This window comes from Comamonas sp. BIGb0124, from assembly GCF_003752175.1.
Classification (GTDB): domain Bacteria; phylum Pseudomonadota; class Gammaproteobacteria; order Burkholderiales; family Burkholderiaceae_C; genus Comamonas_F.
The window spans coordinates 801810-815854 of the sequence record NZ_RJVF01000009.1; the positions used below are offsets into that span (position 1 = coordinate 801810).

Sequence of the window (14045 nt, forward strand, 5' to 3'; positions counted from 1 at the left end):
ACTGCGCCGTGCCCCTGAATGCCCCCGACCAACCCGTCTCCCGTCACGTCAGCCAGCAACGCCTGCAAGCGCGCCTGGATACGCTGGCCCGGTTCGGCGCAACCGCCAAGGGCGGCGTCGACCGGCAGGCCCTGAGCCGCGAAGACGCCTTGGCCCAGGCGCAGATGGTGCGCTGGGGTCATGAGCTGGGCTTGAAGGCGAGCCGAGACCCGGCAGGCAACCTGTTCCTGCGGTTCGAGGGGCTCGACGACGGGCTGCCGCCCGTGCTCAGCGGGTCGCATCTCGACAGCCAGCCGACCGGCGGGCGGTTCGACGGCGTGTTCGGCGTGGTGGCGGCGCTCGAGGCGGTGCAGGCGATGGCCGAAGCCGGCCACAGGCCGGTGCGTGCGATCGAGGTCGTGGCCTGGATGAACGAGGAAGGCTCGCGTTTTGCACCCGGCATGATGGGCTCGGCCGCGTTTTCCGGTGCGCGCGAGCTGGACGAATTCCTGCCCGTGCGGGACGGTGCCGGCATCCGCGTCGACGAGGCCCTCGCCGCCACGCGCAGCGGGCTCGACGAACTGCTGGCCCCCGAGGGGCTGTCGCCGGTCGTCCTGCGGCCTCTGGGCGGCCCTGTGGCCGCCTATGTCGAGGCCCACATCGAACAAGGTCCTGTGCTCGAGCGGGTGGGCCTGTCCGTCGGCATCGTCTCCGGCATCCAGGGCAAGCACACCTGGCGGATCGAGGTGCTGGGCGAGGCCGCTCACGCCGGCACGTCGACGCGCGCCGAACGCAAGGATGCCTTGATGGCTGCGCTCGCCATGGTCCAGGCCATGGCACAGGTTTTCCATGACGAGGACGACGTCACCAAGTTCACCGTCGGGCGCTTCGAGGTCGAACCCAATGCGCCGTCGGTGGTGGCGAGCCGTGCGGTCTTCTCGATCGATCTGCGCCACCCCGACACCGATCGCCTGAACGCCATGAGCCAGCAGGTCCAGCGACTGTGCACCGAGCACCGCGGACCGTGCGAGGTCGTGGTGCAGCGCCTGTCGGCCGCCGATTCCCTGAGTTTTTCCGCCGACATGCGGCAACTGGCACAGGACTGCGCGCAGGCGCAGGACATCGCCACCCTGGAACTGCCCTCTGCCGCAGGGCACGACGCCCGTTATCTCAATCCCTTGGCCCCATCCGCCATGCTGTTCGTGCCCTGCCATCTGGGCATCACGCACAACGAGGCCGAGTACGCATCGCCGCACGACCTCTGGCTCGGCACGCGCGTGCTGGCCGACATGCTGCAGGCCCTGACCACGGCCTCATCGCCAGAAAGCGTCACATGAGCACCACCGTCCACTCCGCCGCCACCTTCTTCCAGAGCAGTGAATCCGAACCGATGAACCCTACCCAGACCGTGCCCGCCGCTGCCCGAGCCGGCGCCAAGCCCTTGCTGTCGCTCACCGGCGTGAGCAAGACCTTCGGCTCCGTCCAGGCCCTGCGCGACCTCGATGTCGCCATCGCACCCGGCGAATTCGTGACGATCGTCGGCCCCAGCGGCTGCGGCAAGAGCACGCTGTTCAACATCGTCGCAGGATTGGAGGAGCCGGATGCCGGCGGCCGGCTCGACTTCCTGGGCCGCGAGTGCAAGGCCCGCGATCTGCTGGGGCAGGTGTCCTTCATGCCGCAGCGCGACCTGCTGCTGCCCTGGCGCACCGTGATCGACAACGCCATCCTGGCGGTCGAGATGGAAGGCATGCGCCGCGCCGATGCCCGCCGTATGGCGCTCGACATGCTGCCCGAGTTCGGCCTGGCGGGCTTCGAGAACCAGTATCCGCACCAGCTCTCGGGCGGCATGCGCCAGCGTGTCGCGCTGATGCGCACCTTCATGTTCAAGCGGGATCTGCTGCTGCTCGACGAACCCTTCGGTGCCCTCGATGCACTGACCCGGACGATGATGCAGCGCTGGCTGCTCGATGTCTGGCAGAAGCACCGCCGCACGATTCTGTTCATCACCCACGATGTCGACGAGGCCTTGTTCCTGGGCGACCGGGTGCTGGCCATGAGTGCCCGCCCCGGGCGCGTCAAGCTCGAACTGACCGTCGATCTGCCGCGCCCGCGCCGCCCCGACATCGTCACCTCGCCGGACTTCATCGAACGCAAGCGCATCCTGCTCGATGCTATCGAGGAGGAGAGCATGAAGTCCTTCATGTCGACACAAGGGCGGCCGGCATGAAACCCGTATCCGTGATGGCGCATCGTCCCGCTCACATCGATGCCTCGGAGTGGCAGGCCCGCGTGTCCCTGGCGGCCTGCTACCGGCTGGTGGCGAGCCTCGGGCTGGACGACATGATCTACAACCACATCTCGATGCGGGTGCCCGGCACCAGCGACCAGTTCCTGCTCAACCCCTATGGCCTGCTGTTCGACGAGATCACGGCCTCCAGCCTGGTGCGCATCGACATCCACGGCAACAAGCTCGACGACTCGCCTCACGAGGTCAACGTGGCCGGCTTCGTGATTCACGGCGCCATCCATCAGGGCCGGCATGACGCGGTCTGCGTGCTGCACACCCACTCCGATGCCAGCCTCGCGGTGTCGGCCCAGACCGAAGGCCTGCTGCCGCTGTCGCAGTTCGCGATGCGTTTCTATCAACGCCAGGGCTTCCACGACTACGAAGGCGTGGCGCTCGATCTCGACGAACAGCAACGGCTGGTGCAAGACATCGCCGATCACCCGGTGCTGCTGCTGCGCCATCACGGCATCCTCACCGTGGGCCGCACGGCGGCCGAAGCTTTCATGCTGCTGTACTACTTCGAGCGGGCGGCGCGCATCCAGCTCGACATGCAGGCCGCCGCAGCCGGGGGTGCCGGCCCGCTGCTGATCCCGCCGCACGAAGTCAATGAAAAAGCCGCCCGGCAGTTCTGGGAGCAGAAGGGCGACATCCTCGTCGCAGGCGAACGCGAATGGCCTGGCCTGCTCCGTCGCCTCGACCGGCTGGACCCGAGCTATCGCACCTGACCCGCGTACGCGCCTGCCCCCTGTCTTTTCCCTTCCTCTCGCCTGTTCGTTCACTTTTTTCAAATTGGAGCCGATGATGATGAAACGCCGTTTGCTGACCCAACTGGTCATCGCCGCGACCCTGGGACTGACCAGCCTGTCGGTGCTGGCCCAGGCCAGCGCCGCCCCCGTGAAGGCCTCGCTTCGCCTGAAGTGGCTGCCCCAAGCCCAGTTCGCCGGCTTCTATTACGCCCAGGCCAAGGGCTACTACAAGGATGCAGGCATCGACCTCACCATCAATCCCGGCGGCCCCAATCTGCTGACCGAGAACCTGGTCGCCACCGGTGCCGATACCTTCGGCCTGTCGGGCGGCACGGACAGCGTGATGGGGGCCATCGACAAGGGCCTGCCCATCGTGGCGGTCGGCGTGGCGCATCAGATCACGCCCTTCGTGTTCGTCACGCGGGCCGACGGCCCGGTCAAGAGCCTCAAGGACTTCGAAGGCAAGAAGGTCACCACCTGGTTCACCGGCGCCAACTACGTGCTGTTCGGCATGCTGGCGAATGCCGGCGTCGACCGTGCCAAGGTCGACGTCCAGCCTCAGCAGGTCAGCGTCACGCCCTTCGTGAACGGTGAGATCGACGTCGCCACGGCCACCTGGTACAACGAGCTCTACACCATCCGCGACCGCATGGGTGCCGAGAAACTCAAGACCTTCGTCGCCGAGGACTTCGGCATGACCTTCCCGCGCGATACCCTCATCGTGTCGAAGGAAACCGCGCAGCAGAAGCCCGAGCTGGTCAAGGCTTTCCTGGCCGCCTCCATCCGCGGCTGGCGCGACGCCATGGCCAATCCCAAGGAAGCCGTCGACATCGTCATGAAGGTCGCGCCCACGCTCAACCGTGCGCATCAGGAGTACATGCTGACCGAGGCCTACCGGCTGATGACGGCAGGCAAGGCCAAGACCGAAGGCCTGTTCTATGTGGATGACGCGGCGATCAAGACGGCCCACGACTTCCTGCTCGAGAACAAGGCCCTGCCCAAGGCCGTGGATCTCAAGTCCGCCTTCGACGGCAGCATCCTCAACAGCATTCCCAAGCAGGACCGCCTGCCATGAGTGCCGCCGCGCAACGGGCCGGATCGGTCCGCCAACTCGCAGTGCTGGCCGGCCAGGCCCTCGCCATGATCCTGGCGCTGGCGGCGCTGTGGGAAGGCGCGGTCATCCTGCTGGACATCTCGCCCTATTACCTGCCGCGGCTGAGCGTGGTGCTGCAGGCCATGGCGGCCTCGCCGCAGGCCTATGTCGACGGGTTCCTGCGCACCCTCAGCGAAACCGTCCTGGGCTTTGCCGGCGGTGCCGTGGTGGGCGTGCTCTTCGGCGTGATCTTCCGGCAGTCCAGGCTGTTGCGCGAGACGGTGTTTCCGATCTTCGTGATCTCGCAGACGATCCCGGTCATCGCCTTCGGTGCGGTGGTGGTGCTGTGGTTCGGCAACACCATACTCGCCAAGGCCATGATCGCGTTCTATCTGACCTTTTTCCCGGTGACGGTCAACACGCTGCAGGGACTGGAGTCGGTCGACCGGCGTCAGGAAGACCTGCTGCGCAGCTTCGGCGCCAGCCGCTGGCAGTTGCTGATCCGCCTGCAGTTGCCGACCGCGCTGCCCAAGATCTTCGTGGCTCTGCGGCTGGCTTGCACCCTGAGCCTGCTGGGCGCCATTGCGGGCGAGTGGTTCGGCGACACCGTCGGTCTCGGCGTGCTGCTGCTGCAGGCCATGTACAACGAACAGATCGTGGCCCTGTGGGGGGCGATCCTGGCCTCGGGCCTGCTGGGAACCGGCTTCTTTGCCGTGGTGGCGCTGGCCGAGCAGCGCATCGTTTTCTGGAAAAGCGAACTATGAGTACAAGCCTCCCGTCCTCTTCCCCGAAGACCGCGCAGCCGCCGGTGCCTGCTGCAGGCCAGGCCGCGGGCGGCCGGGTGTTTCCGCGCGTGTCTTCCGCCACCTGGCGGGGTGCCTCGGGCATCGTCGGCGTCTTTGTCCTCTGGGAGCTGCTGACCCGTCTGCTGGACGTGCCGGCCTATGTGCTGCCCACGGTCAGCAGCATCCTGCTGGCCACCGTGCAGCAGTACCAGACCCTGGCCCTGGCTGCCGGCACCACGTTCATGGAAGCCGTCGTGGGTTTCTGCCTCGGCACCCTGGCCGGCCTGCTGCTGGCCATCGTGCTCACCATGCTGCCGCGTGCCCGCAAGCCCGTGCTGCCGCTGGTGACCGCGCTGAACTCCGTGCCCGTGGTCGCCTACGCGCCGCTGATCCTGCTGTGGTTCGGCATCGGCCCGCAGTCCAAGATCATCATGGTCTCGCTGTCCGTGGGCTTCACGGTCTTTCTGCACGCTCTGGCAGGCCTGGGCAACATCGACCAGCGTATCGTCGATCTCATGCGCAGCTTCGGCTCCAGCAGTGCCGCGATCCTCTGGCGCATCCGGCTGCCGGCCGCCATGCCCCTGACGGCCGCGGGCATGCGGGTCTCGACCGTGCGTGCCATGATCGTCGCCATCGTCACCGAAATGCTGGGCGCCTATCACGGACTGGGCTGGACCATCTACCAGGCCGTTCTGCAGGTCGACTTCGTGCAAGTCTGGTCGGCCATCTTCGTCGCATCGGCCGGCAGCCTGCTGTTTTTCGGCGCCGTCAGCTTTGTGGAGAGACGTTATGTGTTCTGGAAATGAGGCCGGCGCGATCGACGCGCGGCCGCTCATGTCGTCACTGGGCGCGCAGCGCGCGATTGCACCGGCCAATGCGGCGCAGGCCCAGGCCCGCTATTTCAATTCGGCCAACGCCTTCAACGTCAAGCTGCCGGTGGTTCCGGCCCACGCGTTCGACGACGTGGCGGCGGCCGCGCTCGGCTCCGGCCAGACGACCGGCTGGCATGTGTGCGACCAGTCCGCAGCGCTGGGCAGCCCGTCGGCGGCGACCACGCCCTTCATGCTCGCGCGCTACGCGCACATCCGGCAAGGACAGACACTGGATGCGCAGTTCCTGGCCAGCGGGGTGCTGTGTTTCGTGATCGCCGGCGAAGGCTGGAGCCGAACCCCGCGCGAGACCTTGAACTGGCAGGCCGGCGATCTCATGTTCTTCGCCGGCGGCCAGCCGCTGGTGCTCGGCGCGCTGTCTTCGCAGGCCGTGCTGTGGGTGGTCACGGACGAGCCGCTGTATGCCTTCACCAAGGCACGCCCATCGACCCAGCCCGAAGAGATGCTGCCCACCGTGCAGTTCAAGGCCGGCGATATCCGGCATCAGCTCGATCTCATCCATGCGAGCCGGCCCGACGAAGGCACCTCCGGGCTGGCCGTGGTCTTCTCCAGCGAAGCGTTGCAGGACGGCAGGAACATCCTGCCCACCCTCACGCTGTCCCTCAACAGCCTGCCGCCCCGGACGGATCAGTCCGCTCATCGCCACAACTCGGCGGCCCTGACGCTGGTCGTCGAGGGCGAGAACTGCCATACCCGGATCGATGGCCAGGCGGTCGGCTGGCAGCCCTGGTCGACACTGGTCACTCCGGCCGCTGCCGCCCACTCGCATCACAATGCCGGCAACACCCGTGCCCTGTTTCTGATCGTCCAGGACGGGGGGCTTTATTACCAGGGCCGCACCATGGGATTCGAGTTTCTGGGCTGATGCAGGTTCGCGCCGGTCTTAGCTTATGCGGAAAACAAGCATGGCCGCGCCGGTTTTTGTCTTGAAATCAAGGCTTTGGTCGCCCCTCGGGCGCTGGAGTTTTGACGCATGCAAGTTTTCTGGTTTCTGCCGACACATGGGGACAGCCGTTACCTGGGGACGACCCAGGGTGCACGCACGGTGGATCACCGTTATCTGGCGCAGATCGCGCAAGCGGCCGATGCCCTGGGCTACGAAGGCGTGCTGATCCCCACGGGCCGCTCGTGCGAGGATTCCTGGGTGGTCGCGTCTTCCCTGGTTCCGCTGACCGAGCGCCTGAAGTTCTTGGTGGCGATCCGCCCGGGCATTCAATCGCCCACGGTTTCGGCCCGGCAGGCTGCGACGCTCGACCGCTTTTCCAACGGCCGCCTGCTGATCAATGTGGTCACCGGGGGCGACCCTGTCGAGCAGCAGGGCGACGGCGTCTACCTCGACCACCGCGAGCGCTACGAACTGACGGACGAGTTCCTGCGCATCTGGCGCGGCGTCTCGTCGGGCGAGACCGTCACCTTCCATGGCAAGCATCTCAAGGTCGATGGGGCCAGTCGCCTGTATCCCTCGGTGCAGACACCGCATCCGCCCCTGTGGTTCGGCGGCTCTTCGGACGAAGCCATCGCGCTTGCGGGCGAACAGCTCGATGTCTACCTCACCTGGGGCGAGCCGCCGGCCGCCGTGGCCGAGAAAATAGACAAGGTGCGCAAGGCCGCCGCCCTGCATGGCCGCAAAGTCCGATTCGGCATCCGGTTGCATGTCATCGTGCGCGAAACCAGCGAGGCCGCGTGGCGGGCTGCCGACGAGCTCATCGAACACGTCACGGACGACACCATCGCGATCGCGCAGCAGACCTTTGCACGCTACGACTCGGTGGGGCAGCGCCGCATGGCCGAACTGCATGGCGGCAGCCGTGAACGCCTGCTGGTCGGTCCCAACCTGTGGGCCGGCGTCGGGCTGGTCCGCGGCGGAGCAGGAACGGCGCTGGTGGGCAATCCGCAAGAGGTCGCTGCGCGCATGCTCGAGTACCGCGAGCTGGGCGTCGAGACCTTCATCTTCTCGGGCTACCCTCACCTCGAGGAAGCCTATCGGGTGGCCGAACTGCTGTTCCCCTTGCTGCCGCTGGCCGTACGCGATGCGCAGCAGGTGGCTGCGCTGTCCGGCCCGACAGGCGAGGTCATCGCGAACGCTTATGTTCCCGAGGGCAAGACCGAGGGATCCCGTTGATCCACGCAAGGCCGTTGCGCACGAGGATGTCGTCGGCGGTGACGTGTGCAACGAAGAGTCGCCGAACACCAGAAGCCCATGAAAAAAGCCCACGGTGCGAGATCGCATGTGGGCTTTCTGGGTATCGGGGCTTCACGATCACCCGGACAGATCGGCATCGGCGTTCGCTGCCGACGATTCGGAAGGAGGACCGCCGGCTCGGGCCGCGCCCTTCCTCTCGGAGCTTTGCTTACGGCGAGAACCAGCTGGCCGGCACCGTGATGAGCTGCGGGAACAGCACGAACATGAACATCGCGAAGAACTGAGCGGCCATGAAGGGCAGCACACCACGCGTGACTTCGTCCATGCGCATGCGGCCCACGCCGGCCACCGTGCTCAGCACCACGCCCACCGGCGGGGTGATCAGGCCGATGGCGGTGTTGATGATGAACATCACGCCGAAGTAGACAGGGTCCACACCGGCTGCAATGACTGCGGGCATCAGCACGGGCGTCAGGATCAGGATGGTGGGCGTCATGTCCAGGGCCGTGCCGACGATGATCACCAGCACCATGATCACGAAGACCAGCATCTTGGGGCTGTCGAGGAAGGGCTCCAGCAGGTCGATGACCGCCGCGGGCAGATTGGCCACGGTGATGAGCCACGCCGCGACCATCGCGGCCGCGACCAGCAGCATCACCACGGCCGTTGTGCGGGCTGCGCTCACGAACAGGCCGTAGAGTTGGCCGAGCTTGAGTTCGCGGTAGATCACCGTCGAGACGAACAGCGCATAGACCGCAGCCACCACGGCCGCCTCGGTCGGTGTGAACACGCCCATGCGCAGGCCCACCAGGATGATCACGGGCAGCATCAGCGCCCAGGCTGCATCTCTCAGCGCCTGGACCACCACGGCGCGGGGTTGCCGGGGCGGTGCCACGAACTTGTCCTTGCGGACCAGCCACCACCACGTGAACCACAGTGCCATGCCGATCATCAGGCCGGGCGCGATACCCGCCATGAACAGCTTGGAGATCGACACGTTGGCGGCCACGCCGAAGATGATCAGGCCGATGGAAGGCGGCAGCACCGGCGCGATGATGCCGGTGGCGGCGATCAGGCCGCCGGCCCGGGCCTTGTCGTGACCTGCCCGGACCATCATGGGCAGCAGCAGGGCGGTGAGTGCCGCGGCGTCGGCCACGGCCGAGCCCGACAGCGCGGCCAGCAGGCAACCCGCCATGATGGTCACATAACCCAGGCCGCCACGCACATGGCCCACGATCGCCAGCGCCAGCGTGACGATGCGTCGCGACAGGCCGCCGACGTTCATGATCTCGCCGGCCAGCATGAAGAAGGGCACGGCCAGCAGCGGGAAGCTGTCGGCTCCGTTGATCACGTTCTGGGCCAGGATCTGGGCGTCGAACAGATCCAGATGGATCATCAGCGCCACGCCCGTCAGCAGCAGCGAGAAAGCGATGGGCACGCCCAGGGCCATCGAGCCCAGCAAGGCCCCTACAAAAATGAGTATGGTCATGGCAAAGCGGTCTTGTCTCAGTGTTTTAAGGTGTTCTGGCGGTCAGGGCGTCTTGTCGGCCGTCGGCGCATGCGCAGAGGAAACGAGCATCGTCTCTTCCGATTCCTGGATGCCGGTCAGTTGCCGTTGCGAGATCTTTCCGGTCAACAGGCGCAACAGGTTGAGCGCCAGGATCACGAGCGTGGACGCGGCAAAGACCACGCCGGACATGTACACGATGGCCATCGACCAGCCGGTCGAAGGCGCGGTGACGTCCCAGTTGATCATCGCCTGCTGCCAACTGCCCGTCATGACCAGCCAGCAGGCCACGATCATCAATGCCTGTGTGAGGCCGTAGCAGACCTTCTGGCCCAGCCGGGGAAGCCTGCTGATGAGCATGTCGCTGCCCAGGTGGCCCCTGTGGTGCATGGCGGCGATGGAGCCCAGGAACACCACCCAGATGAAGGCCCAGCGCGACAGCTCTTCGGAGATGGACCATCCCGAGTTGAAGCCGTAGCGCAGCACCACGTTGCCGAACACCAGCACGACCATCACAAACAACAAAGCGGCCGTGACCGCATCCAGAAGCTTGCAGTAGATATCAAGCAATCGATTCAAGGTAAGAGCTCCTCTTGTGCGGGATCTGCCGGAGATGCCGCTCTGTATGTGCGAACCGGGTCCGTTCCTCGACGGAAGCAGGACCCGGCATGCGCGGCGTGTGTGGACGAGGGCAGGGCTGGACCCGGCCACTCGCCCGGCACTGCCGGAATCAGGCCTTGGCCTGTCTCGCGATCTCGACCACGGCACGCAGCGCGGCCAGGTAGGACTGCGGACCCAGTCCCTGGATAGTGCCCTTGACGGCCGGCGAGATGATGGAATGGGCACGCCAGGGTTCGCGCGCGGCGATGTTGGACATGTGCACTTCGATCACCGGGAAGGGCATGGCCTTGATGGCGTCGTGCAGAGGCACGCCATGCTGGGTCAGTCCTGCGGGGTTCACCAGCGCGCCTTGCGCATCGTCGATGTAGCGGTGCAGAAAATCGACCAGTTCTCCCTCGTGGTTCGACTGAATGGTTTCCACGGTCACATCCAGCTCCCGGGCCAGCACGGCAATGGACTCGTTGATCTGAGCCAGTGTCGTGGTGCCGTAGATGTGAGGTTCGCGGCGGCCAAACAGGTTGAGGTTTGGTCCATTCAAAACGAGAATTTTCATAATGCTGTCGATCCCTAGGGGTGGTTATTGCTGGCGGACGCGTGCAAGCTCGTCGTTGTAGAGCTTCACGATCGCCGGGTCGTAGTTGGCGGAGAACTTGTCGGTCACCGGCTTGGCGATGTCGCGCATGCGGGCCTGTTGCTCGGGGCTGACCAGATTGAAGGTCGCGCCCTTGGCCTGCAGTTCGCCGACGGCCTTGGCTGCCGCTTCACGGCTGAGCTTGCGCTGGTAGATGCGCGATTCGTCTGCGGCCTCGTTCATCCACTTCTGTTCTTCCGGGGTCAGTTGGTCCCAGAACTTCTTGCTCACCAGCACGATGTTGGCGGCATACACATGGTTGGTGGCGCTGACGTACTTCTGCACCTCGTAGAACTTGTTCGACAGGATCACGGCGAACGGGTTTTCCTGGCCGTCGACGGCCTTGGTCTCGAGCGCGCTGTACAGCTCCGAGAACGACAGCGGCACGGGGTTCGCGTTGAAGGCCTTGAAGGTCTCCAGGAACACCGGATTCGGAATCACGCGGATCTTCAGGCCCTGCAGGTCTTCGGGCTTGTTGACGGGGTGCTTGCTGTTGGTGACGTTGCGGAAACCGAGGTCCCAGTAGCCCAGTGCGACCAGGCCCTTCTCAGGCAGCTTATCCAGCAGGGCCTTGCCGAACGGACCGTCGAGCAACGCATCGGCCTGCTCGAAGTTGCTCACGGCGAAGGGGAAGTCGATCAGGCCGAATTCCTTGACGATGCCTGCCAGCGACGTGGTGGCCGGCAACGACATCTGCTGCACGCCGCCTTGCAGGGCCGACTGCTGCTGCAGTTCGCTGCCCAGCTGGTTGGCGGGGTATTCCTGCACCTTGATCTTGCCGCCGCTCTTGGCCGAGATGATCTCGGCGAACTTCTTGACGCCGAAGCTGATGGGATGGTCGGTGTTGTTGAGGTGACCGAAGCGGATGGTGCGTTCCTGCTGGGCCAGCGCGGGAGCTGCGAAGGCCAGGCACAGGCCGGTAGCGATGAGCGTGCGAAGAAGTTTCATGTCGTCTGCCTCCAGAAAATTGTTTGAGCAGTCAGGATAACGTATTCGGAAAAAGTTTCCACATCGGAAACTGCTTTAGTAGTGAAGACCCCTAGAGCGCTGTTGCATCGCCGGGTCATCAAAAAAAGCGGCCTTCGTCAGAAGGCCGCTCAAAGCCGCCCGCGTCGGGGAGCAATCCATATCAACGCGGGGGGTTACGAGACACCGTTCAATACACCACGATCTTGCCGGTGGGCCTTGGGCTGTGGCAGTCGTTGTAGAAGTACTCGCCCGGTTGGGTGAACGTGTACTTGGCCGATTCGCCCGGGGCCAGCTTGAAGTTGAACTTGCCTTCGAAGAACTGCGTCGCGCAATGCGTGTTCTCGTTGCTGGCCTGGTTCGTGAAGGTGACTTCGGTGTTGGCCGGCACACGCATCCAGGTCGGCGTCATCGCATTGACGGCTGTCGACTCGGCAGCGCCGGGCGCGTTGGTCGCGGTCTGCACGCGTGCCAGGAACACAGTGTTCGGTGTCGGCAGCGCCGCACCTTCGACCGGGTTGCCCGAGACGGGGCGGCGCACGATCGGCGGCTCGGGCGTGGCTGCAGGGGGAACCTTGCCGCCCACCTTGAATGCCCACAGGTAATCGCCGCGCGGTGCGGAGTTGCCGTAGGGAATCGAGGTGCCGCCGGCGTAGACGGCGATGTACTGCTCACCGTCGATCTCGTAAGAAACCGGACTGGCGCTGATGGCCGCACCCGTCTGGAAGCGCCACACTTCTTCGCCCGTGTAGCCGTCCATGGCCAGCAGATTGCCATCGGGCTGGCCGATGTACAGCAGCCCGCTGCCGGTGGTCAGCACGCCGTTGCCATGCACCACCGAGTAGGGCAGGGACTTCTTCCAGCGGACGATGTTGGTGCTGGGGTCGACGGCGACGATGCCGCCCGTCATGTAAGACCCCGGCGGGCGCAGGCCGTTGCTGGATTCGGTCAGCGAGTGCGCTGCGCCGACGTAGCCGAGTCCCGTGTAGACCAGTCCGGTGGTCGGGCTGAACGACTGATGGTTCCAGTTCGCGCCGCCGCCGTGGCCCGGTGTCGACAGGATGGGGATGTCCCAGTGCGGATCGAACAGGCAGCCCGTCTTGTAGTTGGGCACGGCACGGTTCGGATCGCCGGGCAGGGCAGTGCCCAGCGGCTGGTTGACGATGCAGGTCTCGACGAAAGCGCCTTGCCGCGGGATCGGCTGCGTGGGCCAGGTGGCCTGGCGTGCGTCCTGCTTGACAGGCACTTCGTCGATGCCGAGCGGTGCCGAGCCGTCCTTGCGGTCCAGGATGAAGTACATGCCGGTCTTGCTGCCGTAGATCACGACCTTGCGGTCCTGTCCGTTGATCTTGACGTCGGCCAGCACGGGCGACATCACATTGTCCATGTCCCAGATGTCGTGGTGCACCGACTGGAAGTGCCACTTGTACTCGCCGGTCTTCAGGTCGAGCGCCACGATGGAATTGGCGAACAGGTTCATGCCGGGGCGCGAAGAGCCGTCCTGCGAAGAGCCGCCGCGCGAGTTGCCGAAGGTCCAGTAGACCATGTTCAGCTCGGGGTCGACCGCCGGATGCACCCAGGGCGTGGCGCCTGTGCGGTTGGCTTCCGAGGCGCTGCCCCACGAGTCGTAGCCCATTTCGCCGGGACGGGGAACGCCCCAGAAGCTCGTGAGCACGTCGCCGTTGGTCGCATCGGCCGAGAATGCCGCGCCGCGCGAACCGTCGTTGGTGCCGATGTAGAGCCGCTTGTCGTGATAGACCAGCGCCACTTTCTGCACCCCGCCCAGGTAGCCGGGATCCGTGTTTGCCGTCGGGTACTGCTTGATCCAGGCCACTTCGCCGCTGTCGATCTTCAGGGCGACCAGGCGGTTGCCCGAGGCGATGGTGTAGACCAGGCCCAGGTCCTTCGCCACGGCCACGCCGCGACGTGTGAGCGCGTCGTAGGGCGTGGTCCACTTCCACTTGGTCACGCCGGTCTTGCCGTCGACCGCCAGCACATTGCCCAGCGCCGATTCGATGTAGATCACACCGTCGACGACCACCGTGGTGCTCTGGTTGGTGCCGGTGTTCAGGCCGCCTTCGATGCGGTTGAGCCAGGCGCCGCCGAGCTGCGAGACTTTTTCCTTGGTGATCTGATCGAGCTTGGAGTAGTTCTGATTGCCCAGATTGCCGCCGACCTTCGGGAAGTCCTTGTCGCCGGGGGTGCAGCAGTCCTTGAGGTCGACCGCGCCGACGGGATCCGGTGTGGGCGTGGGCGGAGGGTTAGGCGTCGTCGTGGGCGGCGTTTCGTTGGAGGAGTCGTTTCCCCCGCAGGCGACCAGGAGGATGGGCGTGGTCAACACACCGCAGAGGAGCAGCGAGGACGTTAGATATCTGAGCTTCATGGAAGATTGACTCC

General features: G+C 65.4%; 13 protein-coding genes. 8 read left to right on the forward strand and 5 right to left on the reverse strand.

Features of this window, described 5'->3' with window-relative positions; translation table 11 throughout:
* Positions 1–8: 8 nt before the first annotated feature.
* The 8 genes from EC845_RS09830 to ssuD all read left to right on the forward strand — a co-directional run bounded on the left by EC845_RS09830 (position 9) and on the right by ssuD (position 7902).
* Positions 9–1316 (forward strand): M20 family metallo-hydrolase, encoded by a 1308-nt coding sequence (locus EC845_RS09830; RefSeq protein WP_233598001.1) that lies wholly within the window; start codon positions 9–11, stop codon positions 1314–1316.
* The gene (locus EC845_RS09835) at positions 1313–2206 is read left to right on the forward strand and encodes an ABC transporter ATP-binding protein (protein WP_233598002.1); all 894 of its coding nucleotides are present in this window, start codon (positions 1313–1315) and stop codon (positions 2204–2206) included. The genes EC845_RS09830 and EC845_RS09835 overlap by 4 nt, the downstream gene beginning before the upstream one ends.
* Positions 2203–2991 carry a class II aldolase/adducin family protein gene (locus EC845_RS09840; protein WP_123297657.1) on the forward strand — a complete coding sequence of 263 codons (789 nt, stop codon included), beginning with the start codon at positions 2203–2205 and terminating at the stop codon, positions 2989–2991. The genes EC845_RS09835 and EC845_RS09840 overlap by 4 nt, the downstream gene beginning before the upstream one ends.
* A 79-nt stretch (positions 2992–3070) precedes the next feature.
* Positions 3071–4087, forward strand: coding sequence for an ABC transporter substrate-binding protein (locus EC845_RS09845; RefSeq protein ID WP_204577723.1), 1017 nt, complete (start codon positions 3071–3073; stop codon positions 4085–4087).
* Positions 4084–4869, forward strand: coding sequence for an ABC transporter permease (locus tag EC845_RS09850; protein ID WP_123297659.1), 786 nt, complete (start codon positions 4084–4086; stop codon positions 4867–4869). Before EC845_RS09845 ends, EC845_RS09850 begins: the two co-directional genes overlap by 4 nt.
* The gene (locus EC845_RS09855; protein ID WP_123297661.1) at positions 4866–5696 is read left to right on the forward strand and encodes an ABC transporter permease; all 831 of its coding nucleotides are present in this window, start codon (positions 4866–4868) and stop codon (positions 5694–5696) included. Before EC845_RS09850 ends, EC845_RS09855 begins: the two co-directional genes overlap by 4 nt.
* On the forward strand, positions 5680–6645 hold the full coding sequence (locus EC845_RS09860) for a cupin domain-containing protein (RefSeq protein WP_123297663.1): 966 nt from the start codon (positions 5680–5682) through the stop codon (positions 6643–6645). The genes EC845_RS09855 and EC845_RS09860 overlap by 17 nt, the downstream gene beginning before the upstream one ends.
* 108 nt (positions 6646–6753) lie before the next feature.
* Entirely contained in the window at positions 6754–7902 is a 1149-nt protein-coding gene (gene ssuD, locus EC845_RS09865) for an FMNH2-dependent alkanesulfonate monooxygenase (RefSeq protein WP_123297665.1), read from the forward strand.
* Positions 7903–8131: 229 nt separating this feature from the next.
* Here ssuD and EC845_RS09870 read toward each other — a convergent pair whose 3' ends face one another.
* The 5 genes from EC845_RS09870 to EC845_RS09890 all read right to left on the reverse strand — a co-directional run bounded on the left by EC845_RS09870 (position 8132) and on the right by EC845_RS09890 (position 14031).
* Positions 8132–9412: a TRAP transporter large permease subunit gene (locus EC845_RS09870; protein ID WP_123297667.1), complete on the reverse strand. Its 1281-nt coding sequence runs from the start codon at positions 9410–9412 to the stop codon at positions 8132–8134.
* A 42-nt stretch (positions 9413–9454) separates the two neighbouring features.
* Positions 9455–10009, reverse strand: coding sequence for a TRAP transporter small permease (locus EC845_RS09875; protein WP_123297669.1), 555 nt, complete (start codon positions 10007–10009; stop codon positions 9455–9457).
* Between the two features lie 151 nt (positions 10010–10160).
* Positions 10161–10604, reverse strand: a complete 444-nt coding sequence (locus EC845_RS09880) for a type II 3-dehydroquinate dehydratase (RefSeq protein WP_123297671.1) — start codon at positions 10602–10604, stop codon at positions 10161–10163.
* 24 nt (positions 10605–10628) lie between these two features.
* Positions 10629–11630, reverse strand: a complete 1002-nt coding sequence (locus EC845_RS09885; protein ID WP_123297673.1) for a TRAP transporter substrate-binding protein — start codon at positions 11628–11630, stop codon at positions 10629–10631.
* Between the two features lie 208 nt (positions 11631–11838).
* Positions 11839–14031, reverse strand: a complete 2193-nt coding sequence (locus tag EC845_RS09890; RefSeq protein WP_123297675.1) for a PQQ-binding-like beta-propeller repeat protein — start codon at positions 14029–14031, stop codon at positions 11839–11841.
* Between the last annotated feature and the right edge of the window lie 14 nt (positions 14032–14045).

Bases quoted from the DNA above. Each gene is read 5' to 3' on its own strand.
- EC845_RS09835 (WP_233598002.1), top strand. From the start codon at position 1,313: ATGAGCACCACCGTCCACTCCGCCGCCACCTTCTTCCAGAGCAGTGAA.
- EC845_RS09840 (WP_123297657.1), top strand. From the start codon at position 2,203: ATGAAACCCGTATCCGTGATGGCGCATCGTCCCGCTCACATCGATGCC.
- EC845_RS09845 (WP_204577723.1), top strand. From the start codon at position 3,071: ATGAAACGCCGTTTGCTGACCCAACTGGTCATCGCCGCGACCCTGGGA.
- EC845_RS09850 (WP_123297659.1), top strand. From the start codon at position 4,084: ATGAGTGCCGCCGCGCAACGGGCCGGATCGGTCCGCCAACTCGCAGTG.
- EC845_RS09855 (WP_123297661.1), top strand. From the start codon at position 4,866: ATGAGTACAAGCCTCCCGTCCTCTTCCCCGAAGACCGCGCAGCCGCCG.
- EC845_RS09860 (WP_123297663.1), top strand. From the start codon at position 5,680: ATGTGTTCTGGAAATGAGGCCGGCGCGATCGACGCGCGGCCGCTCATG.
- ssuD (WP_123297665.1), top strand. From the start codon at position 6,754: ATGCAAGTTTTCTGGTTTCTGCCGACACATGGGGACAGCCGTTACCTG.
- EC845_RS09870 (WP_123297667.1), bottom strand. From the start codon at position 9,412: ATGACCATACTCATTTTTGTAGGGGCCTTGCTGGGCTCGATGGCCCTG.
- EC845_RS09880 (WP_123297671.1), bottom strand. From the start codon at position 10,604: ATGAAAATTCTCGTTTTGAATGGACCAAACCTCAACCTGTTTGGCCGC.
- EC845_RS09885 (WP_123297673.1), bottom strand. From the start codon at position 11,630: ATGAAACTTCTTCGCACGCTCATCGCTACCGGCCTGTGCCTGGCCTTC.
- EC845_RS09890 (WP_123297675.1), bottom strand. From the start codon at position 14,031: ATGAAGCTCAGATATCTAACGTCCTCGCTGCTCCTCTGCGGTGTGTTG.